This window comes from Microvirga sp. HBU67558 (assembly GCF_018069605.1).
Lineage (GTDB): Bacteria > Pseudomonadota > Alphaproteobacteria > Rhizobiales > Beijerinckiaceae > Microvirga > Microvirga terrae.
In genome coordinates this window covers 25,155-47,727 of sequence record NZ_JAGPUP010000554.1, presented here as the reverse complement: position 1 = coordinate 47,727, position 22,573 = coordinate 25,155, and the positions used below count along the sequence as shown (strand labels likewise).

Below are 22,573 nucleotides of genomic sequence, written 5' to 3'. Positions count from 1 at the left end.
TGTGGTTCCATTCACGCGTCATCGCCGGACTCGTCCCGGTGATCCCGATGCGAGAGGCGCCACGCTCGAGACAATCGCGATGGCCGGGACAGGCCCGGCCATGACGGCGTCATGGTCGTCGATCTTACAGAATGAACCGGCTCAGATCCGTGTTCCTGGCCAGGGTCTCCACCTCGCCGCGCACATAGGACGCATCGATGGTGACCGTCTCGCCCGAGCGGTCGGGCGCCGTGAACGAGACATCGTCGAGCACCCGCTCGAGCACCGTCTGCAGCCGGCGTGCCCCGATGTTCTCGACGGAATTGTTCACGTCGACGGCCACCTGCGCGAGCGCGTCGATGGCATCGTCCGTAAACACGAGGTCCAACCCCTCCGTCTTCATCAGCGCCACCGACTGCTTGATGAGGCTCGCCTCGGTCTCGGTGAGGATGCGCTTGAAATCCTCCACCGTCAGCGGGGCGAGTTCGACGCGGATCGGCAGGCGGCCCTGCAGTTCGGGCAGCAGGTCCGACGGCTTCGACACATGGAAGGCCCCGGAAGCGATGAACAGGATGTGGTCGGTCTTCACCGGCCCGTATTTCGTCGACACGGTCGTGCCTTCGATCAGCGGCAGCAGATCGCGCTGCACGCCTTCGCGGGAGACGTCCGCGCCCGTGCGGCCCTCGCGGCCGGCGATCTTGTCGATTTCGTCCAGGAACACGATGCCGTTGTTCTCCACCTGGCGCAGAGCCTCCTGCACGATGGCGTCCTGGTCGATCAGCTTGTCGGCCTCCTCCGTCACGAGCGGCTCGTAAGCCTCGCGCACGGTGGTGCGGCGGGTCTTCGCGCGTCCGCCGCCGAAGGCCTTGCCGAACATGTCGGAGAGGTTGATCGCGCCCACGGACGCCCCCGGCATGCCCGGGATGTCGAACATCGGCATCCCCTGCCCTCCGCCGGATTGCAGCTCGACCTCAATCTCCTTGTCGTCGAGTTCGTTGGCGCGCAACTTGCGGCGGAAGGAATCGCGGGTGGCGGCGCTGGACGTGGCGCCCACGAGGGCATCGAGCACGCGCTCTTCGGCCGCCACATGGGCCTTGGCCTGCACCTGGCGGCGGCGCTCCTCCTTGACGAGGCCGATGCCGATCTCCACGAGATCGCGCACGATCTGCTCCACGTCGCGGCCCACATAGCCCACTTCCGTGAACTTGGTCGCCTCGATCTTGATGAAGGGTGCGCCCGCCAGCTTGGCGAGACGGCGCGAGATTTCGGTCTTGCCGCAGCCGGTGGGGCCGATCATGAGGATGTTCTTGGGCGCCACCTCCTCGCGCAAGGAACCCTCGAGCTGCTGCCGGCGCCAGCGGTTGCGCAACGCGATGGCGACCGCGCGCTTGGCGTCGTTCTGGCCGACGATGTAGCGGTCGAGTTCGGAAACGATTTCGCGGGGAGAAAACGTGGTCATTCGATGTCCAGGGTCTCAATGACGATATTCGAGTTGGTATAGACGCAGATCTCGGCGGCGATCGCCAGCGACCGGCGCACGATGGCTTCCGCGTCCATGCCGGAATCGGCGAGCGCGCGGGCGGCCGCCAGCGCGTAATTGCCGCCGGACCCGATGGCCATGATGCCGTTTTCGGGCTCCAGCACGTCGCCGGCGCCGGAGAGCAGCAGGCCGACCTCCTTGTCGGCCACCAGCATCATGGCCTCGAGGCGCCGCAGGTACCGGTCGGTGCGCCAGTCCTTGGTCAGCTCCACGCAGGCGCGGGTGAGCTGGCCGGGATATTGCTCGAGCTTGGCCTCGAGGCGCTCGAACAGGGTGAAGGCATCGGCCGTCGATCCGGCGAAGCCGCCGATCACGCCGCCCTTGGCGAGACGCCGGACCTTGCGCGCATTGCCCTTCACCACGGTCTGCCCCAGGCTCACCTGCCCGTCGCCTCCGATGACGACGCGGCCGCCCTTGCGGACCATGAGGATCGTGGTGGCATGCATGCGGGGGGTGGCGTCTTCGGACACGAGGGTCAAACTCCGGTAGAGAGAAATTCGTCGTCAGCAATGCGCGCCTTCAAACGCACCATGAGCCTTATCCTGAGAAGCCGTCAGGCCGACTCGATGGACGAGGTGGAGCTTGGTTGGGCGCCTGAGGCCTGACTTAATCATTCATCGGCCAAAAGCAACGCGGGTGGCGTTTCTCGCCGCGGCTTGCTAGAAGGCCCCTGTCTCCTGTTCCGCAAAGGATTTTGATGATGCGCTCCGCGAGCGTCAGCCGTCGCACCGCCGAGACCGATGTTGCCGTGTCGATCGCCCTCGATGGCACCGGCAAGGCCGAGATCTCCACGGGGGTCGGCTTCCTCGACCACATGCTCGAACTGTTCGCCCGGCACGGTCTCTTCGACATGACCGTGAAGGTGACCGGCGACCTGCACGTGGACCAGCATCATACCACCGAGGACACCGGCATCGCCTTGGGCCAGGCCATCCTGCAGGCGCTTGGCGATAAAAAGGGCATCTCGCGCTATGCCGACATCCATCTGCCGATGGACGAGACCTTGACGCGCGTCGCCCTCGACATATCGGGCCGCCCCTTCCTGGTCTTCCGGACCACCTTCCCGACGGAGAAGATCGGCGTTTTCGACACCGAGTTGGTGCGCGAGTTCCATCAGGCCTTCGCCATCAATGCGGGGCTGACCCTGCACGTGGAGACGCTCTACGGCGAGAACAGCCATCATATCGCCGAGAGCTGCTTCAAGGGCTTGGCACGGGCCTTGCGTCAGGCCGTGGCACTGGACCCGAGGGAGGAGGGCCGCGTTCCCTCCACCAAGGGAACGCTCTAGATCACTCACGCATCGTGCGGAAAAGTCGGTCCTGTCGTCCCGCATGATGCGCCGTCTTTGAATGGAGCATTGGATCGTTCCGGAAGCGGCGTCCGCTTCCGGGTCCGATGGTCGAAGAGCCTCTTGCCTGGCGAGATCGTCGTCGTCACCTCACCGGGCAAGGCCTGAGGAAACGTCATGACCACCTATACCCTGCACCTCCCGCGCGACGCGCGGCCGGGCGACCCGACCGCTCTCGACGAGTCGGAGCTCGTGAGGGACGCCTTTTCCTGGGGGGCGTTCTTCTTCACGTTCCTGTGGTTCTTCTACCATCGGCTCTGGCTCGCCGGTCTCGGGGTCCTGGTCCTGGTCCTCGCCTTCGGGGGCCTGATGGCCCTGCTCGACGTGCATCCCCTGGCCGGCTCCCTCGCGCAGCTCCTGCTGCAGGGTCTGATCGGGCTCGAGGCCAACAGCCTGCGGCGCTGGACCCTGGCCCGCCACGGCCTGCCGGTGGCCGACGTGGTGACGGCCGAGGACCAGGACGAGGCGGAGGCCAAGGCCTTCGCCCGCTGGCTCGCGGCCAAGTCATCCTTGGCCTCATCCCTGGCCTCGTCCCCGCCCCGCGGCCCGGCACCGGCAGCCATTCTGTCCACCCCCCGGAGGTCCGAGCCGGTGATCGGCCTCTTCCCCGATGCGGAGCGTCCCCGGTGAGCGTCGTCATCATCGATTACGGGTCCGGCAACCTGCACTCCGCCGCCAAGGCCTTCGAGCGAGCGGCCCGGGAGGCCGAGCTCGACCTCTCCATTGCCGTCTCGTCCGACCCGGCCCTCGTCGCCAGGGCCGACCGGATCGTGCTGCCGGGCGTCGGCGCCTTCGCCGATTGCCGCCGCGGCCTCGACTCCGTTCCCGGCATGGTGGAGGCCCTGCAGCGGCGCGTCCATGAGGACAAGCGCCCCTTCTTCGGCATCTGCGTCGGCATGCAGCTCATGGCGACCCGCGGCCTCGAGCACACGGTCAGCTACGGCCTCGACTGGATCCACGGTGACGTGAAGCCGATCCAGCCGGGCGATCCCGCGCTCAAGATCCCCCATATGGGCTGGAACACGCTGACCCTGGCGAAGCCGCACCCCCTGCTCGACGGCATCCCGACCGGGCCGGACGGGCTGCATGCCTATTTCGTGCATTCCTACGCGCTGACGCCGGAAAGCCCCGACGACGTGGTCGCCACCGCCGATTACGGTGGCCCGGTGACCGCCATTGTCGGACGGGACAATCTCGTCGGCACCCAGTTCCATCCCGAGAAGAGCCAGGCGCTCGGCCTCAAGCTCATCGCCAATTTTTTGAGGTGGCGCCCGTGATCCTTTATCCTGCCATCGATCTCAAAGAGGGCCGCTGCGTCCGCCTCGTCCAGGGCGACATGGACCAGGCGACCGTGTTCAACGACGATCCGGCCGACCAGGCCGCCACCTTCGAGGCCCAGGGCTTCGAATGGCTGCACGTGGTCGATCTCGACGGCGCCTTCGCGGGCAAGCCGATGAACGCGGCCGCGGTCGAGACCATCCTCAAGCGGGTCGGCATCCCGGTGCAGCTCGGCGGCGGCATCCGCGACATGAAGACCGTGGAGGGCTGGCTCGGGAAGGGGGTGTCCCGCGTCATCATCGGCACGGCCGCCGTGCGCGATCCCGCTTTCGTGCGCGAGGCCGCCCGGCTCCATCCGGGCAAGATCGCGGTCGGCATCGACGCCAAGGACGGGCTGGTGGCGGTCGAAGGCTGGGCCCAGACATCGACCCTGTCGGCCGAGGAGCTCGGCCGCCGGTTCGAGGATGCGGGCGTGGCCGCCATCATCTACACGGACATCGCCCGCGACGGGATCCTCAAGGGCCTCAACTTCCCCATGACCCTAGGGCTCGCCCGCGCCGTCTCGATCCCGGTCATCGCCTCGGGCGGCCTCGCCTCCATGGCCGATATCGAGCGCCTGACCCAGCCCGATTGCGCGGTCCTTAACGGCGCCATCTCCGGCCGCGCCCTCTATGACGGACGCATCGACCCGCAGGAAGCGCTGACGCTGCTGCGCTCCGTGCGCAAGGAGCCCGCCTGATGCTCAAAGTGCGTCTCATTCCCTGCCTCGACGTGAAGGACGGGCGCGTCGTGAAGGGCGTGCAGTTCGTCGATCTGATCGACGCGGGCGACCCGGTCGAAGCCGCCAAGGCCTATGACGCGGCCGGCGCCGACGAGCTCTGCTTCCTCGACATCACGGCAAGCCACGAGGCGAGGGGGATCCTGCTCGACGTGGTGCAGCGCACGGCCGAAGCCTGCTTCATGCCGCTCACCGTCGGCGGCGGCGTGCGGACCGTCGAGGACATCCGCAGGCTGCTGCTCGCCGGCGCCGACAAGGTCTCGATCAACACGGCCGCGGTGAAGAACCCGGATTTCGTCCGCGAGGCGTCGGAAAAATTCGGCAACCAGTGCATCGTCGTGGCCATCGACGCCAAGAAGGTGTCGGGCGCAGGCGAGGAACCGCGTTGGGAGATCTTCACCCATGGCGGTCGCAACGCCACCGGGATCGACGCCATCGCGTTCGCCCGACAGGTGGCGGAGCTCGGGGCAGGGGAGCTTCTGGTCACCTCCATGGACCGGGACGGCACCAAGGGCGGCTACGACCTCGCGCTGGTGCGCGCCATCGCGGATGCGGTCTCGGTGCCGGTCATCGCGTCCGGCGGCGTCGGCAATCTCGACCATCTGGTCGACGGCGTGAAGGACGGCCATGCCAGCGCGGTGCTCGCGGCCTCGATCTTCCACTTCGGCACGCATACGATCGGCGAGGCCAAGGGCTACATGGCCGGGAAGGGCCTCAAGATGCGGCTGGACGAGCCGGCGCAGAGCGCGTCAGGTCGGCCGTGAGCGTGGCCGTCACGACGCGCGTGCCCGATCATGACCCCCAGTTGAAGGGATTCAGCGAATGACGGTCTCCAACGAGGACGATCTGACCAAGCTCCAGGACATCGGCCGGATCGTCGCCAATACCCTCGAGGCGATGGCGGCGGCCCTCGAGCCGGGCATGACCACGGCGGAGCTCGACCTGATCGGCCGCCGGCTGCTCGAGAAGGCCGGCGCCCGCTCCGGCCCGGAACTCGTCTACGATTTTCCCGGGGCAACCTGCATCAGCGTGAACGAGGAGGTGGCTCACGGCATTCCCGGCCCCCGGCGCATCGAAGCGGGCGACCTCGTCAACATCGACATCTCGGCGGAAAAGAACGGCGTTTTCGCCGATACCGGTGCGTCCTTCGCGGTCCCGCCGGTCACGAATGCGACCAAGCGGCTCTGCCGGGACGGCCGTCGCGCCATGTGGGTGGGATTGCGCCAGGTCGGTGCGAACCGGCCGATGGCCGGCATCGGGCAGGCCATCGGACAATTCGCCGAGAAGAACGGCTATACCCTGGTGCGCAACCTGGCGAGCCATGGCATCGGCCATTCCCTGCACGAGGAGCCGAAGGAAATCGCCACGTGGCCGGACCGCTCCGAGCGTCGTATCATGGCCGAGGGCCTGGTCTTCACCGTGGAGCCCTTCCTGTCCCTGGGGGCGAACTGGGCAACGGACGGCGAGGACGAATGGACCCTGCTCAGCGATCCCCGCGCCCCGACGGTCCAGTACGAGCATACGGTCGTCGCCACCCGAAACGGTCCTCTCGTCGTCACATTGCCGGGTTAGTTCCATCATGACCACCTTCACCCTCGACGACCTCGCCCGCATCGTGTCCGAGCGCGCGGCCGCGCCGGCGACCGAATCCTACACGGCCAAGCTCATTGCCGGCGGGCCGGCCAAGGCGGCCAAGAAGCTGGGCGAGGAGGCCGTCGAAGCGGCCATCGCGGCCGTCGAGCGCGACCGGAAGAACCTGACGGCGGAAGCCGCGGACGTGCTGTATCATCTTTTGGTCGTGTTGCAGGGCGCAAACATTCCTCTAAGTGACGTCATGGCCGAACTGGAGCGCCGCACGGCGCAGTCGGGTCTTGCCGAGAAGGCCGCGCGCAAGACCTAAAACCTGGAAAAGAGGTGGTTCGCATGGACCAGCCCAACCTGATGTCCGCCGACGAGGACGATGACGGCCTCTTGCCCTACCGCATCTTCTCGCGTGACGAATGGGCCCGCCTGCGCGCCGACGCGCCCATGACGCTCACCGCCGACGAGGTGGTGCAGCTGCAATCCCTCAACGATCCGATCTCCCTCGACGAGGTCGCGGCGATCTACCTGCCGCTCTCGCGCCTGCTCTCCCTCTACGTCGCGGCCACGCAGGGCCTGTTCAAGGCGACTCAGCGCTTCCTTCTGGCCGAGCAGCAGGAGAAGGTGCCCTACATCATCGGCGTGGCGGGATCGGTGGCGGTCGGCAAGTCCACCACGGCCCGCGTGCTCAAGGCGCTGCTGGCCCGCTGGCCCAACACCCCGAAGGTCGACCTCGTCACCACGGACGGGTTCCTCCTGCCGAATGCCGAGCTGACCCGGCTCAACCTGATGGAGCGCAAGGGTTTTCCGGAGAGCTACGACACGGGCAAGCTCCTGCACTTCCTGGCCGACATCAAGGCCGGCAAGCGCAACGTGAAGGCGCCGCTCTACTCCCACCTCGTCTACGACGTGGTGCCCGGCGAGGAGACCACCGTCGACCGGCCGGACATCCTGATCGTCGAGGGCCTCAACGTGCTCCAGCCCGCGCGCATGCCCAAGGACGGCACGGCCATTCCGTTCGTGTCCGACTTCTTCGACTTCTCGGTCTATATCGACGCCGACGAGGAGGACCTGCACCGCTGGTACGTGAACCGCTTCCTGCGCCTGCGCCACACCGCCTTCCGCGATCCGCTGTCCTATTTCCGGCGTTATGCGGAACTGTCGGAGTCGGAAGCCATCACCATCGCGGACGGCTTGTGGAGCCGCATCAACCTGGTGAACCTGCAGGAGAACATCGTGCCCACCCGCCAGCGCGCGAGCTTGATCCTGAAGAAGGGCCCGAGCCACCGGATCGAGACGGTGGCGCTGAGACGGCTCTAACGGGTCCAACCATTTCTCAACCGTGAGCGTTGTGCCTCCGGATGAGGGGAGGAGCCATGACGACGCACCCGGTCGACGAAAAGCTCAAGCGCAGCGCCGAGCACGCCCAGGAAGCGGCGGAGCAGAGCCAGGAGGCCGCCGAGCAGACGCAGGAAGCGGCCGCGCACACGCAGGAAGCCGCCAAGACCACCGCCAAGGCCAGCGTGCAGATGAAGGACAGCGCGGACCGGCGCACGGAGCTGGCCGCCAACCGCACGGTCTTTGCCGCCGAGCGCACCTACGCGGCCTGGGTGCGCACGGGTCTCGCCGCGCTCGCCTCCGGGATCGGGGCGAAGAAGCTCCTGGAGGGCGTGGTGCCGGACTGGATGATCGTCTCGACCGGATCGATCCTGGTGCTGTTCAGCGCCTTCTGCTTCGGCTCGGCCGTGTGGCGCCAGATTTTTACGGGCTCGCAGCCGCCACACCCGGACGTGCAGCGCCTCCCGCCGTTCCTGCTGGTGCTGTTCAACGGTTTTCTCGCGCTCGTCTCGCTCGCGGCCCTGTTCGGCCTGTGGTTCGGGCGGACGGGCGGGTGAAGCGATCACCCTATCGGGTCATCACCGGCCTCGTGCCGGTGATCTCGATGCTGTGAGTCGCGGCGCACTTCGGATCGGGATGGCCGGGACAAGCCCGGCCCCGACGGGGAGAGTATTGCCGATAAAGGGGCAGGGCGGTTCTTAGGACAGCAGCCCTTCCTGCTCGGCGAGCCCGCGCAGGTTCGCCTGAGGGCGGGCGCCGAGATGGCTGATGATCTCGGCGGCCGCGAGGCCCCCGAGCCGGGCGCAGTCGGTGAGGTCGAGATTCTTCACGAGGCCGGCCAGAAAGCCCGACGCGAAGAGGTCGCCGGCGCCCGTGGTGTCGACCACGCGCTCCACCGGGAAGGCCGGGACGGCCCTGGTCTCGCCCCGGCTGACGATGAGCGCGCCGTCCGCCGAGCGCGTGATCGCGCCGAGCACGTTCTCCTCGCGCAGGGCGGCGAGCGCTGTGTCGGCATCGGACGTGCCGTAGAGGCTCTGCAGCTCGTGGATGTTGGCGAACAGGATGTCGAGGCTGCCGTCGCGCATCAGGCCCAGAAACTCGTCGCGGTAGCGGTCGACGCAGAAGGCGTCGGAGAGGGTGAGCGCCACCTTGTTGCCGGCCTCGTGGGCGATCCTGACCGCCTTGCGGAAGGCCTCCTTGGCGGCCGGCGGATCCCAGAGATAGCCTTCGAGGTAGACGATGGACGAGGCGCGCACCGTGTCCGGGTTCACGTCGTCGGGGGTGAGGTTCTGGCAGGCGCCGAGATAGGTGTTCATGGTACGCTCGCCGTCCGGCGTCACCAGGATGAAGCTGCGGGCCGTGGCGGGGCCGTCCTCGGCCGGGGTCACGTCGTAATGGACGTCGATGGCCTTGAGGTCGTGGGCGAAAAGCCGGCCCGTCTCGTCGTTCTTCACCTTGCCGATGAAGCCGGCCTTGACCCCGAAGGAGGCGACGCCCGCCGCCGTGTTGGCGCCCGAGCCGCCCGACACGATGACCGCCGGACCCATGTCGCCGTAGAGCTCCTCGGCGCGGGCTTCGTCGATCAGCTGCATGGCGCCCTTGTGGACCTTCTTCTGGAGGAGGAAGGCCTCGTCCGTATGGGCGAGCACGTCAACGATGGCGTTGCCGAGGGTGAGGACGTCGATGCGGGTCTGGGACATGAGCCACCGGGATTGAGAAAGGACGGGGCGCTTTCGCATCCGGGGCAGGGGAGGTCAAGGCGGGCGTCCGCTAAACCTTGTCCTGCACCGCCTGGATCGGCACCGGGGCGCGCCGCTCCCGGGTCTGCGCCCGGTCGAGAATGGCCAGCATCTCCTCGAGTTCGGCCTCCGACAGGGAGCGGATCTCACGGGCGAGGCGGTTGGCGAGCAGGGTCGCCCGCGGGTCGCCGCCGGCCGTGTCGATCTTCACCCGGGGGTCGGACAGGTCGGCGAGGCGGGTCAGCTCGTCGGCCTCGTCCCAGATGATGTGGAAGTACTGCAGGACGCCCTGGATCAGCGCCCAGGTGGGCTTGCCGCGCTCGCCGCGCTCGAGGGCCGAGAGATAGGCGCTCGACACGCCGAGATGGGCGGCCATGTCCTTCAACATCCGCCCGCGCTCCTGGCGCAGCTGCCGTACTCGTTCGCCGAAGGGAGTCATCCGTCTATCCCGCGCCCCGCCGGCGGCGGAGCCTGACATAGAGTGCACCGGATCCGCCGTGCTGGGGAGAGGCCTCCTCGAAGCCGACCACCAGGGAGCGCAGGTCCGGCAGGCGCAGCCAATGCGGCACCATGCGCCGCAGCACGCCCCGTTCCTCGACGAGGCCGGAACTGACGGCCGCGCCCCCCTTGCCGGTGATCACGAGCACGAGCCCGTGGCCGGAGCCCTGCGCCCGATGGAGAAAGCGCAGAAGGGCGAAATGGGCCTCCTCCTGGCGCATCCCGTGCAGGTCGATGACGCTGTCCACGTCCTTGCGGCCGCGCCGCAGGGCCTGGAGGGTCCTGCGCTCCACCGGAGCGAGCGGCGGCAGGGCCGGCTTCGGAGGCGGGAGCGGGGCCGGAACGGGCGCGGGAGCGGCGACCTGCGGGGCCGGGGCCGTGGCGGCTCGGTCCCCCGGCTCGGGCTCGGGCGTCAGGCGCTTGCCCGCCATGGGCTTCACGTGCCGGGCCACATGGGACCAGAGCCGCTTCTCCTCGGGGCTGAGCTGGCGGGTGCGGCTTTTTCTGGTCATGAACGGGGTTTGGGCTGCAGGACCACGAAGCGCACGGGGTGGCGCAGGAGGCCGGCGCGGCGCCCCGCCTCGGCGCCGCTGCCGAAGAAGAAGTCGCCCCGCGCCGGGCCGACGATGGCCGAGCCCGTATCCTGGGCGATCATCAGCCGCCGCAGGGGTTCGGTCCTGTCGAGGGCGAGGGGCAATTCTCCGTCGAGCCAGACGGGCAGGCCGTAGGCCCAGAGGGACCGGTCGACCGCGAGGCTGCGGCCGGGCACGAGCGGGATGCCGGCCCCGCCGATCGGCCCGTCCGCGGGCGCAAGCTCGCTCGCCTCGCGGAAGAAGATGTAGGATTGATTCTGCCGCATCAGGGCCTTGGCGGGCTCCGGATGGTCCTTCAGCCAGCCCATGAGCCTGTCGAGCGTCATGGTCTCCAGATCCATCTCGCCCCGCTGGACCAGCAGGCGACCGATCGACGTGTAGGGCCGCCCGTTGCGTCCCGCATAGGCGACGCGCATCACCGTGCCGTCGGAGAGCCTGATGCGGGCGGAGCCCTGGACATGGATGATGAAGGCCTCCCCGGGCTCGCGCAGATACACGATGGGCCTCGCGCGGGCGCCCAGGGCGCCCGCCTCGATGGCGGCGCGGTCCGGATAGGGCTCGTATCCGTTCTTCGTAAGCCTCGCGGCCTGGAGGCCTTTGTCCAGACCCGGCAAGGTTTCCCCTTGAGGAACGGTGACGAGATCCGCGGGCCGGTCGAGCAGGGGCACCCGATAAACGGCGTCGGGCGCGCGCGAACCCTGGAATTCAGGCTCGTAATAACCGGTGAGAAAACCGCCGCCGGAACGGGGCGTGACGGCGACGGGCTGAAAATGGGCCTCGAAGAATCGGCGCGCCTCGGCGGGCGACGGCTCGGGGTTCCTCAGGGCCGCGCGGCAGACGGTCAGAAGGTCGTGCTGCGGCGGCTGGGCCGGGCGCAGGGCGGCGGCAGCGCCGTCCAGGGCGCGACAGGAGCGGAGAAAGGCCCGGTACGCGGCCGCATGATCGTCGGCTTCCCAGCCGGCAAGCGCCGCGAAGGGCAGGGGCTCCAGGCGCGCCTGATCCTGCAGCGCCGCAGCCGCTCCGGCGGACATGTTTAAGCCCCAGGCGAGAGAACAGGCGAGGAGAGCCCGCGCGGCATGCCTCATTGCCCCGCTTCGGTGGCCACGAGCTGCCAGTTGGGATCACGGCTGCCGAGCGTGCGGGCGAAGGTCCACACGTCGGTGACGTCGGCCACGGTCTCCGGGCTGCCGTCGACCACGGTTCCCGAAGCGTCGCGCGTCGCGGTGATCAGCTTGGACAGGAAGCGGACCACGATCTGGGCTGTCTTGCCCTGAAGCTCGGCTCCGGCCATCTCGGCCTTGTCGATGGACACGAAGGTGGTCTCGACCGTCTCGCCCCGGCGCTCGCGCTCGGTGATGGCCCGCTCGAAGCCCTCGTAAACGTCGCGGGAGAGGAGATCCTTCAGAGTCCGGCGGTCGCCCTGCGCGAAAGCCGTGACGATCATCTCATAGGCCGACTTGGCCCCTTCGAGGAACTGAGCCGGGTCGAAATTCGGCTCGGCGCGGGCAATGCCGTCCAGCGCCTGGGCCGTGGTCGAACCGGGCTCGGCAATGCCCTTCCAGCGCTCGGCGGCCGGAACCTCGGCGGCGGGACGGGCTCCGTTGGCGCCGGGCAGGCGCACCACATTGTGATCGGGCTCGGCCGGCGCATTGCCGGGGCGAAGCGGCGCATCCCGGCGCGACATCGGGTCGAAGGGGGGCTGCTCGTTGCCGGTCTTCTGTCCGAGAACGGAGCGCAGACGCCAGATCACGAAAACGGCCAGTACAATGAAAATGAGGGTCGTGATGTCGAAGGAATCCTGCATCGTCGATCCGTTGTGAGCCTGCCCGCGCCCGGTTGTCGCCGGGCGTTGTGTCGAGGAGGTGAAGGTGTCATCCTTCGCATATGGGGTCTTGAGGTCGTAACATCCACCTCCGGCCCCGACAAGCAAATGAGTCGGCTGAAATCTTGCTTCGTGTAGGAGAAGCTGATAGCGCGAAGACCCATGGCCCGAAGCGAGCCGGCGCTTTGCCTGACGACGTGTTCCGTCCGGGCCCCACAAGACACCCCTGAGGGAGCATGAACCCATGGCCGAGAACCCGGCAAACAACGGAGCGCCCGCGCTCAACGCCCTTGCGCAGTACTGCAAGGACTTTTCCTTCGAGAACCCCAACGCGCCCCGCTCCTTGCAGCAGCAATCGGAAGGCCCGCAGATCAACCTGCAGGTCAACGTAAACGCCAAGCAGCTCGCCGAGGCCGATTTCGAGGTCGACCTCACCCTCGAGGGCGATGCCAAGATCGGCGGCAAGGAGGTGCTGTTCGCCTTCGAGCTGACCTATTCGGGCGTGTTCCGGATCCAGAACATCCCGCAGGAGCAGCTGCACCCGGTCGTGATGATCGAATGCCCCCGCCTGCTCTTCCCGTTCGCCCGCCAGATGGTGGCCGACGCGGTGCGCAACGGCGGCTTCCCGCCCCTCTACATCGACCCGATCGACTTCGTCGCTCTCTATCGCCAGCGCGCCGCCGAGGTGCAGGGCCAGCAGAACGGCGGCCAGACCCTGTCGTAAGCGGTCGGTCGCGTTCCACCATGTGGATCGGGCGAGGCGGGCGACCGCCTCGCCCTTTTTGTGCCGCGTACCCCTTCAGAGATCGGCCGAACGTCGACCCCGTTCCTCATCACCGGCACAAGGCCGGCATGACGTCGAGGATCGAGCTCGCATTGAGATCAGGAGGACGCCTCGGGTGTCGTTTCTCCGAGATACTCGCGCCAGAGGGCGCTGGGCCCGAGCGACTGGATGAAGGCCTCGTGCGCCGCGCGCTCGGCCTCGGTCAGACGTGAGATCAGGGTGCGCGGACGCGCATCGCGATCCGAGGTCGTCCCCGCCAGGGCCGCAACGGCCCGGGCGGCGGGCTGCAGCGACAGGTCGAAGCCCACCTGTTTCCCACCGATCAGCTCGATATAGACCTCGGCCAGGATCTCGGCGTCGAGGAGCGCCCCGTGCTTGGTGCGCCGGGAATTGTCGATCCCGTAGCGGGAGCAGAGCGCATCCAGGTTGTTCGCAGCACCCGGGTGCTTGCGCCGGGCCATCGAGAGCGTGTCGACCGCGTCGGACAGGACGAACTGCGGGTGCCCGGTGCGGGCGAATTCCGCATTGAGGAAGCCGATGTCGAAGGCCGCGTTGTGAATGACCAGGCGGGCGTCGCGGACGAACGCCGCGAACTCGTCGGCCACGGCGGCGAAGACCGGCTTGTCCTTGAGGAATTCGTCGGAGAGCCCGTGCACCGCGAAGGCGCCGGGCGAGACCGGGCATTCGGGGTTGATGTAGACGTGGTAGCTCTTGCCCGTGGGGATGTGGTTGAGAAGCTCGACGCAGCCGATTTCGATCACCCGGTCGCCGTTCGCATGACTGGTGCCGGTGGTTTCGGTATCGAGAACGATTTCACGCAACATGGCTGGCTCACTCTGACTCGAAAGGGCGCCGCCGGCCCGGGCGGCCGGCGAGACAGGCGAGAACCGACCGCACCTGCGCCTCGGCGGAGGCGAAGCCGCGGCTGGTATCGACCAGGAAATGGGCCCTGGCCCGTTTGTCCCCGTCTTTCATCTGCTTGTCCAGGATGGCATGAAACTTTTCGTCCGTCATGCCGGGCCGGGCGAGCACCCGGGCGCGCTGAACGGACGCAGGCGCCGTGACCACGAGAACCGCGTCGCAGCGCCTCTCGCCGCCGGTCTCGAACAGGAGCGGGATGTCCAGCACGGCGAGCGGCGACTGGGCCGAGACCCGCGCAAGGAAGGCCTCCTCCTCGCCCCGCACCAGCGGATGCACGATGGCCTCGAGCTGCCTCATGCGGGCCGGATCGTTGAGGACGGCCGCGCCGAGCCGCGCACGGTCGACCGCACCGTCGGTCACGGTGCCGGGAAAGGCCCGGTCGATCACCGGCACAGCGCGGCCCCGGTAGAGCCTGTGCACGGTGGCGTCCGCGTCGTGAACCGGCACGCCGAGCCGCCGGAAGAGATCGGCCGTGGCCGATTTCCCCATCCCGATGGAACCGGTGAGGCCGAGCACGAAGGTCATCGGTGTCCCTCGATGTCGGCGAGGATCAGGGCCCGCAGCTCCGGCGTCACCTCGGGGGTCACGCCGAACCAGCGCCGGAAGCCCGGCACGGCCTGGTGCAGCAGCATGCCGAGACCGTCGACCGTTCTCAGGTTCTGCGCCGCCGCGGCCGCGAGCAGGGGGGTCGCGAGCGGAACGTACACGATGTCGGCCACGGCGGCGTTGCGCGGGGCCCGGGCGAGATCGAGGGCGAGCGGCGGCTGGCCGGCCATGCCCAGCGACGTGGTGTTGACGATCAGCCGGGCATGGGGGATCACCCGCGGCAGCGCTTCCCAGGCCGAGGTCTCAAGTCCGACCGGACTCCCGGGCCTGAGATCGGCGACCAGGTCCTCGGCCTTGGACGAGGTGCGGTTCGCCACGAAGATGCGCTTCAGGGGCCTGTCCTGGAGGCCGGCCGCCACGGCCCGCGCGGCTCCGCCGGCGCCGAGCACGAGAGCAGTTTCCACCTCCTGTTCCCAGCCCGTCCCCAGGCTCGCGTCGAGATGGGCCATGAAGCCGGCGACGTCCGTGTTGTCGCCCCAGAGCACCCCGTCGTCGATCCAGAGGGTGTTCACGGCGCCCACGCGCTGCGCCTGCGCGGTGCGGCGCTCCACATTCAGGAAAGCCATCTCCTTGTGCGGGATGGTGACATTGCCGCCGGCAAAGCCCCGGGACGGGAAGTCCTTCAGAAAATCCCCGAAATCCACAGGCGCCACGTCGATGCGCTCATAGGAGCCGTCGAGCCCATACCGCTTCAGCCAGTAGCCATGGATCAGGGGCGAGCGGGAATGCTTGATCGGATGGCCGACGACGAAGGCCTTCGTCATGGAACAGGGTCCTTAAAGGGCAAGGCAGCCGAGGCGGCGCAAGGAGGCGAGAAGCGGCAGGAGAGGGAGCCCCAGGATGGTCGAATGGTCCCCCTCGACCGCCTCGAACAGATGAACCCCGAATCCTTCGAGCTGGTAAACCCCGACGCTCCTGAACACGTCGGGCCCGGCGAGGTCGAGATAGAGCCCGACCGCTTCCTCGGTCAGAGGCCGCATGGTCAGATGGGCGGTGCCGAGAATGCGCTCGACCACTTGGCCGCCGATCGCGAGAGCGCCCGCGGAATGGAGCGCATGGCGCCGCCCGGACAGGGCCATCAGCTGGGCCTCCGCGGCCGGGCGATCCGCCGGCTTGTGAAACACCCGGCCCTCGCAGGCGAGCACCTGGTCGGCTCCGATCACCACCCGGTCCGGATGGCGGCGGCTGACGGCGAGCGCCTTTTCCTCGGCGAGGCGGGCGGCGAGCGCCGGCGGATCGAGGCCCTCATGGGCGGCCGCCTCCTCGACGGCCCGCTCGTCGATAGCGGAATCCTGAGTTTCGACCGGCAGGCCTGCGCTCACGAGCAGGGCGAGCCGCGTCGCACTCATGGACGCGAGGAGGAGCTTGTCGGAAGGGGTCCAGAGTACCGGCATGGGCTTATTCCGCAATGAAGCGCAGACGGTGGTCGCGGTAGAGGTCGATGATCGCCGCCGCCGTCTCCTCGATGGAGCGGCGGGTCACGTCGATGACCGGCCAGCCGTTGCGGGCGAATAGCCGCCGCGACGCCGCGAGTTCCTCCGCCACCGCGTCGCGGTCCACATAGGACGTGTCGTCGTCGGCGTTGAGGCTGAGCAGCCGGTTCTGCCGGATCTGCACGATGCGCTCCGGCGTCGCCACGAGGCCGACGATCAGGGCCTTCCGGGCCGTTTCGAGAACGGCCGGCGGCGGCACGCCGGGCACGAGGGGAATATTCGCCGTCTTCAGGCCGCGATTGGCGAGATAGATCGCGGTCGGGGTCTTCGAGGTGCGGCTCACGCCGACCAGGATCACGTCCGCCTCGTCGAGATCGTGCGGCAGATGCCCGTCGTCGTGGAGAAGCGTGAAGTTCATCGCGTCGATGCGCTTGAAATATTCCGCGTTCAGCATGTGCTGCGCGCCGGGTCGCGCCGTCGAATGGGTGCCGAGATAGGAGGAGAGCAGGGCATGGACCGGCTCGAGCACGGAGAGGTGCGGCGAGCCGGTGGCGCGGCAGACCTCCTCGAGCCGGTGGGCGAGATCCTGCTCGACCAGGGTGTAGAGCACAATGCCGGGCGCGGTCTCAATCTCGCTGATCACCCGCTCGAGCTGCGTGTTCGAGCGCACGAGCGGATAAACATGCTCGATGGCGGCGACGCCCTCGTATTGCGCGACCACCGCGCGGGCGACCGTGATGAGGGTTTCGCCGGTCGAATCCGAGACGAGATGGAGATGGAAATAGCTGCGTCCCACGGCGGAGGCCCTCCAGGAACAGGAGTCGATCAGTGTGGATAAAACGCCGTCGCGCGCAGGTCCAGCCAGGAGGCCTGTGGGATTCGCCTCGAGCCATCAACAGGGCTCGTCGTTGTGCGACTCTCGTGATGTCGAATTGGGAGAATCCGGCACGAATCACCGCCAAGTTTTCGATTCAGTTTTGGTTAAGCTTCGTTAACGGGCTGTTAAGGTTTAACAAATCGGAAAGGATTGTGGCACGCCCGCCCCAACCGTTAACGACCCGTTAACGGCCTGGCCCGTGTGGACCGGCTGTGGACGGGGTTGCGGCTTTGTGATTCACGGCCCAAGAGAAACATCAGATTCTTAGATTCAAAGATTATCTTTTAAGAGAGGGCCTGTGAGCGAGCGTCCCACCAAAGCGATCCTGCGCGTGCTGAACGGCGAGCCGGTCTGGCCGCTGCCGATCTGGATCATGCGCCAGGCCGGCCGCTATCTGCCGGAATACCGCGAGACGAGGAAGCAAGCCGGCTCCTTCCTCGATCTCTGCTACAATCCGAGGCTTGCGGAGGAAGTGACCCTTCAGCCGATCCGCCGCTTCGGCTTCGACGCCTCGATCCTGTTCTCCGACATCCTGGTCATCCCCCATGCCCTGGGCCAGGACGTGCGCTTTGTCGAGAACGAGGGGCCCAAGCTCGATCCGGTCACCTCCGAGGCCGATTTCTCCAGGCTCGCCGACGAGCTGCCGCTGGAGCGGCTGGATCCGGTCTTCGAGACCCTGGACCGCCTCAGCAAGAGCCTTCCCGGGGAAACGACGCTGCTGGGCTTCTGCGGGGCGCCCTGGACGGTGGCGAGCTACATGATCGCCGGCAAGGGCACCCCCGACCAGGCGCCGGCCAGGCTCACGGCCTATCGCGATCCGGCTTTCATGGACGCCCTGATCGACCGTCTGGTGCGGGCCTCCACGGCCTATCTGGTCCGCCAGATCGACGCGGGCGCCGAGGCGGTCCAGATCTTCGAGAGCTTTGGCTCGGCCCTGCCGCCCGCCCTGTTCGACCGGCTGTCCCTCAACCCGATCCGCCGGATGGTGGAGGGCCTCAAAAGCGCACGTCCGCACGCGAAGGCGATTGTCTTCGTCCGCGGGGGCGGGGCCAATCTCCACCGCTTCGCGGCCGCCGGGATCGGCGACGCGCTGGCACTCGACTGGACGCTCGATCCCGCCCTGGTTCTGCCGACCCTGCCCGGCACGGTCGCGACCCAGGGCAACCTCGATCCGCTGGCGCTGATCGCCGGCGGCGAGGCCCTGACCCTGGGCGTCGACCACATCCTGAACGCGGTGCGCGGGCGCCCGCACATCTTCAATCTCGGGCACGGCATCCTGCCGGAGACCCCGGTCGATCACGTGGCGCAGATGATCGCTCGCGTGCGGGGGGCCTGACATGCTGTATCTGTGGATCAAGGCGGCCCACGTGATCGCCATCATCGCCTGGATGGCCGGCATGCTCTATCTGCCGCGCCTCTTCGTGTATCACTGCGACGTGCCCAAGGGCTCGATCCAGTCCGAGACCTTCAAGATCATGGAGCGGCGCCTGCTCAAGGCGATCATCAACCCGGCCATGATCCTGGCCTGGGTTCTCGGCCTAATCCTCGTCTGGCAGGGCGGCTGGCTCACCTCCGGCTGGCTGCACGCGAAGGTGCTCCTGGTGCTCGTCCTGTCCGGCGTGCACGGATTTCTGTCGCGCACCGTGAAGGATTTCGCCGCCGACCGGAACACCCGCCCGGCGAAATTCTACCGGATGATCAACGAGGTGCCGACGGTGCTCATGATCGGCATCGTGATCCTGGTGATCGTGAAGCCGTTCTGACGTCTCCTCAGACCTTCACCTCGCCTTCGTCCATGCCGTGCCAGTAGTGGATGCGGGTTGCATGAACCTTGATCAGGACAAGGCCCGGAGTATCGACACCGTCCTTGAACCAGACTTCAAGATCCTTCGTCCAATGCTCCTCGAAGGCTTTTCTGTCGCGGATCAGCTCGGCGCGCCCTTCGACCGCGATGAAGATCGGGGGCTTGCCGAGGAGACCCTTGCTGCCCTGGAAGGACAGGGACACCTTCGGATCACGCTTGATGTCGTCGACGGTCCGCGTCTCCTCGTAGGAGAAGAAATACGAATCACCCTCGTAGGCAACATCTCCGTTGTTGCTCATGGGACGTCCCGCGATCTCGCCTCCCTTCGTATGGGTCGAGAGCATGGCAAAGTCGATGTCGCGCATCTTGTCGGACAGGTCGGCGAGGGTGAGCTGACTCACGGGCGTCTCCTGGATCGGTCACCGACAACCCCTCTTCGCAACGTTCCGTTCCGGGGAGAGGTGACGAAGGCTCTTGTGATTTCCGGAGAAAACGGCTAGATAAGAGGTCTCTTCCTCAAAGACAGGTGCGCTGCACGGGGCCCTTAGGGCTCTCTCAAGTCACTCCCGTGAACTGAGCGGCCCTGTCGAACGTTTCCCCGATCTCCCCCGCGTACAGCCCCATCTGACCGCGACTTTACCCCGAGAGTGTTCCCCGATGAGGGAAATCAAACTTCAAGACCTGAAATCCAAGACGCCCACAGAACTCATCGCGTTCGCCGAGGAGCTCGAGGTCGAGAACGCGAGCACCATGCGCAAGCAGGAGCTCATGTTCGCGATCCTCAAGCAGCTGGCGGCGCGCGAGGTGGAGATCATCGGCGCCGGCGTCGTCGAGGTGCTCCAGGACGGCTTCGGCTTCCTGCGCTCGGCCGATTCCAACTACCTGCCCGGCCCCGACGACATCTATGTCTCGCCCTCGCAGATCCGAAAGTTCGGCCTGCGCACCGGCGACACGGTGGACGGCCCGATCCGCGGCCCGAAGGAAGGCGAGCGCTATTTCGCGCTGCTCAAGGTCAACACCATCAATTTCGAGGATCCCGAGAAGATCCGGCACAAGGTTCATTTCGACAACCTGACGCCGCTCTTCCCGCACGAGCGCTTCAATCTCGAGATCGCCGATCCGACCCGCAAGGATTTCTCGCCGCGGATCATCGACATCGTGTCGCCCATCGGCAAGGGCCAGCGCGCCCTCATCGTGGCGCCGCCGCGCACCGGCAAGACCGTGCTGATGCAGAACGTGGCGCAGTCGATCACCACCAACCATCCCGAGTGCTACCTCATCGTGCTGCTCATCGACGAGCGCCCGGAGGAGGTGACCGACATGCAGCGCTCCGTGAAGGGCGAGGTCGTGGCCTCCACCTTCGACGAGCCGGCGACCCGCCACGTGCAGGTGGCCGAGATGGTGATCGAGAAGGCCAAGCGCCTCGTGGAGCACGGCCGCGACGTGGTCATCCTGCTCGATTCGATTACCCGCCTGGGCCGCGCCTACAACACGGTGGTGCCGTCCTCGGGCAAGGTGCTCACCGGCGGTGTCGACGCCAACGCCCTGCAGCGCCCGAAGCGCTTCTTCGGTGCGGCGCGCAACATCGAGGAGGGCGGTTCGCTGACCATCATCGCGACCGCGCTGATCGACACTGGGTCGCGCATGGACGAGGTGATCTTCGAGGAGTTCAAGGGCACCGGCAACTCGGAAATCATCCTGGACCGCAAGGTCGCCGACAAGCGCACCTTCCCGGCCATCGACATCACGCGCTCGGGGACCCGCAAGGAGGAGCTGCTGGTGCCGAGCGACACGCTCAAGAAGATGTACGTGCTGCGCCGCATCCTCAACCCGATGGGCACGGTCGACGCCATCGAGTTCCTGCTCGACAAGCTGCGCCAGACCAAGTCCAACCAGGAATTCTTCGACTCGATGAACACCTGAGGCGGAAACAGAGCTTCCGATCGTCAGCCCCATCCTCTCGGCCCGAGAGGGTGGGGTTTTTTCTTGCCCGGTCTCCTCCTGCCGTCAGAACACCCCCATGAGGGCGAGCACGATCACGGTCAGGACGGCGGAGATCAGAAGCGAGCCCGCGCAGCCCAGCCGGTTCGAGAAGACAAAGAACATCCCGGCTCCTGTGCCATGGCGGACGTTCGCCTCACCCCGTCCGGGCAGAACCGAAGACGCCGCTTGCCAGCACAACGCCGAGCGTCGCCACGATGATCCCGATCAGAGCGGCCATGTCCGGGATCTCGCCCAGAATCGGAACCGCCAGCAGGGCCGCGAGCACGATCGACAGGGGCGAGACGGCCGCCGCCCGCGAGGCGCCGAGCCGGTCCACGGCGATGCCGTAGAGGACGATGCCGGCGACGCCCGAGGCAAAACCCTGCACGACCGCCTGCACGATCACGGGTCCGGCCTGGCCGTCGCCGAGCGCCTGGACCAGGGCCGGAGCCCCGAAGGGCAGGAGGAGGAGAAAGGACCACAGGCCGATGAGGGATGCCGCCTGAAGGGCCGACAGGCCGCTGCGGCGATAGGCATGGGTGTAGATCCCCCACTGGCCGGTGATGCACACGATGCCCAGGAGGACGAGACCGAAGCCGGCGACCCGGAGGCGCGCGAGGCGCTCGCCGAAGACGAGCCAACCGACGAGCGCGACGAAGAGCGGCATGGTACCGGGCAGGAGCGGCCCGATCTCCGCCGCCGGCGCATATTGCATGCCGAGCGCGACGATCAGGAAGAAGGGGGCGCCGGAGCCGAGGAGCCCGAGACCTTTGACGATGCCGAGGCCTTTCGGAAACAGTCCGGTTCGCGCACTGATCGGGAGGAGCAGGAGGGCGGGAACCCCGAATCGCAGCAGGCCGATTGCGGCCGGCGGCAGATCGTGCGTGACCGCGTGGCGGGTGGCGACCGCCCACACGGCCCAGATCGTCACCGTGGCGAAGGCGGCAAGCCATCCGGTTAGGTCGAGGCGGGTTCGAGACGGGGAACCGGCGAGATCGGACATGGCGAGCCTCCAGGGTCTGGAGCATAAGCTGGCAGGCGAGGGCATGTCCTTGCGAAGATCGACTTGATGACGGCAGGTTCTTGGCAGAAGATTGCGTCGAAGCGGGGTTTGACGCTGCCATGCCGTTCATTGAACTCGATGCCATCGACCTGCGGATTTTGTCCGCCCTGCAATCCGACGGGCGGCTGACCAACCAGGAACTGGCCGATCAGGTCGGGCTCTCGCCCTCACCCTGCCTGCGCCGGGTGCGGCGGCTGGAGCGCGACGGCTTCATCCGCACCTACCGGGCCGTGCTCGACCGGGATTCGGTCGGTCTCGGACTTACGGTCTTCGTCGAGATCAAGGTCGAGAAGCATTCCCGCGACAATGCCCAGGCGCTGCAGCAGGCCCTGGTCTCGATGCCGGAGGTGGTGGCCTGCCACATGGTGTCCGGTACAGCCGACTTCATGGCCGAGATCGTGGTGGCCAACCTCAAGGCGTACGAGAGGCTTCTGACCGACAGGCTCCTGGTCCTGCCGATGATCGGCGATATCCGGTCGAACTTCGCCCTCACTCGGGTAAAATCCGACGCGGCCCTGCCGCTCACCCACCTGAAGCGGGAGACGCCCGGGCGGGAGCCGGATTGCTGAGGGCGGTTTCTCTCCTTGTCGAAATGGACCGGTGAGCGA

At 67.2% G+C, this 22,573-nt stretch carries 28 protein-coding genes; 14 read left to right on the top strand and 14 right to left on the bottom strand.

The window, feature by feature from the left end; genetic code table 11:
- Positions 1–124 precede the first annotated feature (124 nt).
- Both hslU and hslV read right to left on the bottom strand, forming a co-directional pair.
- On the bottom strand, positions 125–1,438 hold the full coding sequence (gene hslU, locus KBI52_RS25820; RefSeq protein WP_173948750.1) for an ATP-dependent protease ATPase subunit HslU: 1,314 nt from the start codon (positions 1,436–1,438) through the stop codon (positions 125–127).
- Positions 1,435–1,965 (bottom strand): ATP-dependent protease subunit HslV, encoded by a 531-nt coding sequence (hslV, locus tag KBI52_RS25815; RefSeq protein WP_173948799.1) that lies wholly within the window; start codon positions 1,963–1,965, stop codon positions 1,435–1,437. The genes hslU and hslV overlap by 4 nt, the downstream gene beginning before the upstream one ends.
- A gap of 254 nt (positions 1,966–2,219) precedes the next feature.
- Between hslV and hisB the strand changes: the two genes are divergently transcribed.
- The 9 genes from hisB (at position 2,220) to KBI52_RS25770 (ending at position 8,399) form a co-directional block, all read left to right on the top strand.
- Entirely contained in the window at positions 2,220–2,807 is a 588-nt protein-coding gene (gene hisB, locus KBI52_RS25810) for an imidazoleglycerol-phosphate dehydratase HisB (RefSeq protein WP_210812206.1), read from the top strand.
- Between the two features lie 177 nt (positions 2,808–2,984).
- Positions 2,985–3,497 (top strand): DUF2628 domain-containing protein, encoded by a 513-nt coding sequence (locus KBI52_RS25805; protein WP_210812205.1) that lies wholly within the window; start codon positions 2,985–2,987, stop codon positions 3,495–3,497.
- A complete protein-coding gene (gene hisH, locus KBI52_RS25800; protein WP_173948748.1) occupies positions 3,494–4,144 on the top strand; it encodes an imidazole glycerol phosphate synthase subunit HisH in 651 nt (216 codons plus the stop codon). The genes KBI52_RS25805 and hisH overlap by 4 nt, the downstream gene beginning before the upstream one ends.
- Positions 4,132–4,884 carry a 1-(5-phosphoribosyl)-5-[(5-phosphoribosylamino)methylideneamino]imidazole-4-carboxamide isomerase gene (gene hisA, locus KBI52_RS25795; protein WP_173948747.1) on the top strand — a complete coding sequence of 251 codons (753 nt, stop codon included), beginning with the start codon at positions 4,132–4,134 and terminating at the stop codon, positions 4,882–4,884. Before hisH ends, hisA begins: the two co-directional genes overlap by 13 nt.
- Positions 4,884–5,687 (top strand): imidazole glycerol phosphate synthase subunit HisF, encoded by an 804-nt coding sequence (hisF, locus tag KBI52_RS25790; RefSeq protein WP_173948746.1) that lies wholly within the window; start codon positions 4,884–4,886, stop codon positions 5,685–5,687. The genes hisA and hisF overlap by 1 nt, the downstream gene beginning before the upstream one ends.
- Before the next feature lie 58 nt (positions 5,688–5,745).
- Positions 5,746–6,495, top strand: a complete 750-nt coding sequence (map, locus tag KBI52_RS25785; protein ID WP_173948745.1) for a type I methionyl aminopeptidase — start codon at positions 5,746–5,748, stop codon at positions 6,493–6,495.
- Positions 6,496–6,502: 7 nt separating this feature from the next.
- The gene (locus KBI52_RS25780; RefSeq protein WP_173948744.1) at positions 6,503–6,823 is read left to right on the top strand and encodes a phosphoribosyl-ATP diphosphatase; all 321 of its coding nucleotides are present in this window, start codon (positions 6,503–6,505) and stop codon (positions 6,821–6,823) included.
- Positions 6,824–6,846: 23 nt separating this feature from the next.
- Positions 6,847–7,824: a type I pantothenate kinase gene (gene coaA / locus KBI52_RS25775; protein ID WP_173948743.1), complete on the top strand. Its 978-nt coding sequence runs from the start codon at positions 6,847–6,849 to the stop codon at positions 7,822–7,824.
- A 56-nt stretch (positions 7,825–7,880) separates the two neighbouring features.
- The gene (locus tag KBI52_RS25770) at positions 7,881–8,399 is read left to right on the top strand and encodes a YidH family protein (protein ID WP_173948742.1); all 519 of its coding nucleotides are present in this window, start codon (positions 7,881–7,883) and stop codon (positions 8,397–8,399) included.
- A gap of 141 nt (positions 8,400–8,540) precedes the next feature.
- On the opposite strand, the gene KBI52_RS25765 is transcribed toward KBI52_RS25770, so the two are convergent.
- From KBI52_RS25765 to KBI52_RS25745, 5 genes are all read right to left on the bottom strand, one after another.
- Positions 8,541–9,542, bottom strand: coding sequence for an adenosine kinase (locus KBI52_RS25765; RefSeq protein WP_173948741.1), 1,002 nt, complete (start codon positions 9,540–9,542; stop codon positions 8,541–8,543).
- A 70-nt stretch (positions 9,543–9,612) separates the two neighbouring features.
- Positions 9,613–10,020 (bottom strand): helix-turn-helix domain-containing protein, encoded by a 408-nt coding sequence (locus KBI52_RS25760; protein ID WP_210812204.1) that lies wholly within the window; start codon positions 10,018–10,020, stop codon positions 9,613–9,615.
- Between the two features lie 4 nt (positions 10,021–10,024).
- Entirely contained in the window at positions 10,025–10,591 is a 567-nt protein-coding gene (locus KBI52_RS25755) for a Smr/MutS family protein (protein ID WP_210812203.1), read from the bottom strand.
- Positions 10,588–11,703: a murein transglycosylase A gene (locus KBI52_RS25750; protein WP_247654657.1), complete on the bottom strand. Its 1,116-nt coding sequence runs from the start codon at positions 11,701–11,703 to the stop codon at positions 10,588–10,590. The genes KBI52_RS25755 and KBI52_RS25750 overlap by 4 nt, the downstream gene beginning before the upstream one ends.
- 50 nt (positions 11,704–11,753) lie before the next feature.
- Positions 11,754–12,476, bottom strand: coding sequence for a Tim44/TimA family putative adaptor protein (locus KBI52_RS25745; protein WP_173948737.1), 723 nt, complete (start codon positions 12,474–12,476; stop codon positions 11,754–11,756).
- Between the two features lie 262 nt (positions 12,477–12,738).
- On the opposite strand from KBI52_RS25745, the gene secB reads away from it, so the two are divergent.
- The gene (gene secB, locus KBI52_RS25740) at positions 12,739–13,218 is read left to right on the top strand and encodes a protein-export chaperone SecB (protein WP_173948736.1); all 480 of its coding nucleotides are present in this window, start codon (positions 12,739–12,741) and stop codon (positions 13,216–13,218) included.
- A gap of 158 nt (positions 13,219–13,376) precedes the next feature.
- On the opposite strand, the gene dnaQ is transcribed toward secB, so the two are convergent.
- The 5 genes from dnaQ to KBI52_RS25715 are packed head-to-tail and all read right to left on the bottom strand — an operon-like array spanning position 13,377 to position 17,034.
- The gene (gene dnaQ / locus KBI52_RS25735; protein ID WP_210812202.1) at positions 13,377–14,102 is read right to left on the bottom strand and encodes a DNA polymerase III subunit epsilon; all 726 of its coding nucleotides are present in this window, start codon (positions 14,100–14,102) and stop codon (positions 13,377–13,379) included.
- A gap of 7 nt (positions 14,103–14,109) precedes the next feature.
- On the bottom strand, positions 14,110–14,724 hold the full coding sequence (coaE, locus tag KBI52_RS25730; protein ID WP_210812201.1) for a dephospho-CoA kinase: 615 nt from the start codon (positions 14,722–14,724) through the stop codon (positions 14,110–14,112).
- Positions 14,721–15,569 carry a shikimate dehydrogenase gene (locus KBI52_RS25725; protein ID WP_210812200.1) on the bottom strand — a complete coding sequence of 283 codons (849 nt, stop codon included), beginning with the start codon at positions 15,567–15,569 and terminating at the stop codon, positions 14,721–14,723. Before KBI52_RS25725 ends, coaE begins: the two co-directional genes overlap by 4 nt.
- Before the next feature lie 12 nt (positions 15,570–15,581).
- Positions 15,582–16,199 (bottom strand): nucleoside triphosphate pyrophosphatase, encoded by a 618-nt coding sequence (locus tag KBI52_RS25720; protein WP_210812199.1) that lies wholly within the window; start codon positions 16,197–16,199, stop codon positions 15,582–15,584.
- Between the two features lie 4 nt (positions 16,200–16,203).
- Complete coding sequence (locus KBI52_RS25715; protein WP_173948731.1) at positions 16,204–17,034, bottom strand: pyruvate, water dikinase regulatory protein; 831 nt, start codon at positions 17,032–17,034, stop codon at positions 16,204–16,206.
- Positions 17,035–17,413: 379 nt separating this feature from the next.
- On the opposite strand from KBI52_RS25715, the gene hemE reads away from it, so the two are divergent.
- Both hemE and hemJ read left to right on the top strand, forming a co-directional pair.
- Complete coding sequence (hemE, locus tag KBI52_RS25710; RefSeq protein ID WP_210812198.1) at positions 17,414–18,451, top strand: uroporphyrinogen decarboxylase; 1,038 nt, start codon at positions 17,414–17,416, stop codon at positions 18,449–18,451.
- Position 18,452: 1 nt separating this feature from the next.
- The gene (gene hemJ, locus KBI52_RS25705; RefSeq protein ID WP_173948729.1) at positions 18,453–18,878 is read left to right on the top strand and encodes a protoporphyrinogen oxidase HemJ; all 426 of its coding nucleotides are present in this window, start codon (positions 18,453–18,455) and stop codon (positions 18,876–18,878) included.
- Between the two features lie 7 nt (positions 18,879–18,885).
- Here hemJ and KBI52_RS25700 read toward each other — a convergent pair whose 3' ends face one another.
- Positions 18,886–19,320 carry a pyridoxamine 5'-phosphate oxidase family protein gene (locus tag KBI52_RS25700; protein WP_210812197.1) on the bottom strand — a complete coding sequence of 145 codons (435 nt, stop codon included), beginning with the start codon at positions 19,318–19,320 and terminating at the stop codon, positions 18,886–18,888.
- Positions 19,321–19,576: 256 nt separating this feature from the next.
- Between KBI52_RS25700 and rho the strand changes: the two genes are divergently transcribed.
- The gene (gene rho, locus KBI52_RS25695) at positions 19,577–20,842 is read left to right on the top strand and encodes a transcription termination factor Rho (RefSeq protein ID WP_173948728.1); all 1,266 of its coding nucleotides are present in this window, start codon (positions 19,577–19,579) and stop codon (positions 20,840–20,842) included.
- Positions 20,843–21,056: 214 nt separating this feature from the next.
- On the opposite strand, the gene KBI52_RS25690 is transcribed toward rho, so the two are convergent.
- Positions 21,057–21,905, bottom strand: coding sequence for a DMT family transporter (locus tag KBI52_RS25690; RefSeq protein WP_210812196.1), 849 nt, complete (start codon positions 21,903–21,905; stop codon positions 21,057–21,059).
- 119 nt (positions 21,906–22,024) lie between these two features.
- Here KBI52_RS25690 and KBI52_RS25685 point away from each other — a divergent pair, with 119 nt between their 5' ends.
- Positions 22,025–22,534, top strand: coding sequence for an Lrp/AsnC family transcriptional regulator (locus tag KBI52_RS25685; RefSeq protein ID WP_173948726.1), 510 nt, complete (start codon positions 22,025–22,027; stop codon positions 22,532–22,534).
- Positions 22,535–22,573: the final 39 nt, after the last annotated feature.

What these genes read in the sequence shown, in the direction of transcription:
- KBI52_RS25755 (WP_210812203.1), bottom strand. Translation starts at nt 10,591, where the DNA reads ATGACCAGAAAAAGCCGCACCCGCCAGCTCAGCCCCGAGGAGAAGCGG.
- hslU (WP_173948750.1), bottom strand. Translation starts at nt 1,438, where the DNA reads ATGACCACGTTTTCTCCCCGCGAAATCGTTTCCGAACTCGACCGCTAC.
- secB (WP_173948736.1), top strand. Translation starts at nt 12,739, where the DNA reads ATGGCCGAGAACCCGGCAAACAACGGAGCGCCCGCGCTCAACGCCCTT.
- hemJ (WP_173948729.1), top strand. Translation starts at nt 18,453, where the DNA reads ATGCTGTATCTGTGGATCAAGGCGGCCCACGTGATCGCCATCATCGCC.
- KBI52_RS25685 (WP_173948726.1), top strand. Translation starts at nt 22,025, where the DNA reads ATGCCGTTCATTGAACTCGATGCCATCGACCTGCGGATTTTGTCCGCC.
- KBI52_RS25780 (WP_173948744.1), top strand. Translation starts at nt 6,503, where the DNA reads ATGACCACCTTCACCCTCGACGACCTCGCCCGCATCGTGTCCGAGCGC.
- KBI52_RS25805 (WP_210812205.1), top strand. Translation starts at nt 2,985, where the DNA reads ATGACCACCTATACCCTGCACCTCCCGCGCGACGCGCGGCCGGGCGAC.
- coaE (WP_210812201.1), bottom strand. Translation starts at nt 14,724, where the DNA reads ATGACCTTCGTGCTCGGCCTCACCGGTTCCATCGGGATGGGGAAATCG.
- map (WP_173948745.1), top strand. Translation starts at nt 5,746, where the DNA reads ATGACGGTCTCCAACGAGGACGATCTGACCAAGCTCCAGGACATCGGC.
- dnaQ (WP_210812202.1), bottom strand. Translation starts at nt 14,102, where the DNA reads ATGTTGCGTGAAATCGTTCTCGATACCGAAACCACCGGCACCAGTCAT.
- hisB (WP_210812206.1), top strand. Translation starts at nt 2,220, where the DNA reads ATGCGCTCCGCGAGCGTCAGCCGTCGCACCGCCGAGACCGATGTTGCC.
- hisF (WP_173948746.1), top strand. Translation starts at nt 4,884, where the DNA reads ATGCTCAAAGTGCGTCTCATTCCCTGCCTCGACGTGAAGGACGGGCGC.
- KBI52_RS25750 (WP_247654657.1), bottom strand. Translation starts at nt 11,703, where the DNA reads ATGTCCGCCGGAGCGGCTGCGGCGCTGCAGGATCAGGCGCGCCTGGAG.
- rho (WP_173948728.1), top strand. Translation starts at nt 19,577, where the DNA reads ATGAGGGAAATCAAACTTCAAGACCTGAAATCCAAGACGCCCACAGAA.
- KBI52_RS25720 (WP_210812199.1), bottom strand. Translation starts at nt 16,199, where the DNA reads ATGCCGGTACTCTGGACCCCTTCCGACAAGCTCCTCCTCGCGTCCATG.
- coaA (WP_173948743.1), top strand. Translation starts at nt 6,847, where the DNA reads ATGGACCAGCCCAACCTGATGTCCGCCGACGAGGACGATGACGGCCTC.
- KBI52_RS25725 (WP_210812200.1), bottom strand. Translation starts at nt 15,569, where the DNA reads ATGACGAAGGCCTTCGTCGTCGGCCATCCGATCAAGCATTCCCGCTCG.
- KBI52_RS25770 (WP_173948742.1), top strand. Translation starts at nt 7,881, where the DNA reads ATGACGACGCACCCGGTCGACGAAAAGCTCAAGCGCAGCGCCGAGCAC.
- KBI52_RS25760 (WP_210812204.1), bottom strand. Translation starts at nt 10,020, where the DNA reads ATGACTCCCTTCGGCGAACGAGTACGGCAGCTGCGCCAGGAGCGCGGG.
- KBI52_RS25690 (WP_210812196.1), bottom strand. Translation starts at nt 21,905, where the DNA reads ATGTCCGATCTCGCCGGTTCCCCGTCTCGAACCCGCCTCGACCTAACC.
- KBI52_RS25765 (WP_173948741.1), bottom strand. Translation starts at nt 9,542, where the DNA reads ATGTCCCAGACCCGCATCGACGTCCTCACCCTCGGCAACGCCATCGTT.
- KBI52_RS25745 (WP_173948737.1), bottom strand. Translation starts at nt 12,476, where the DNA reads ATGCAGGATTCCTTCGACATCACGACCCTCATTTTCATTGTACTGGCC.
- hslV (WP_173948799.1), bottom strand. Translation starts at nt 1,965, where the DNA reads ATGCATGCCACCACGATCCTCATGGTCCGCAAGGGCGGCCGCGTCGTC.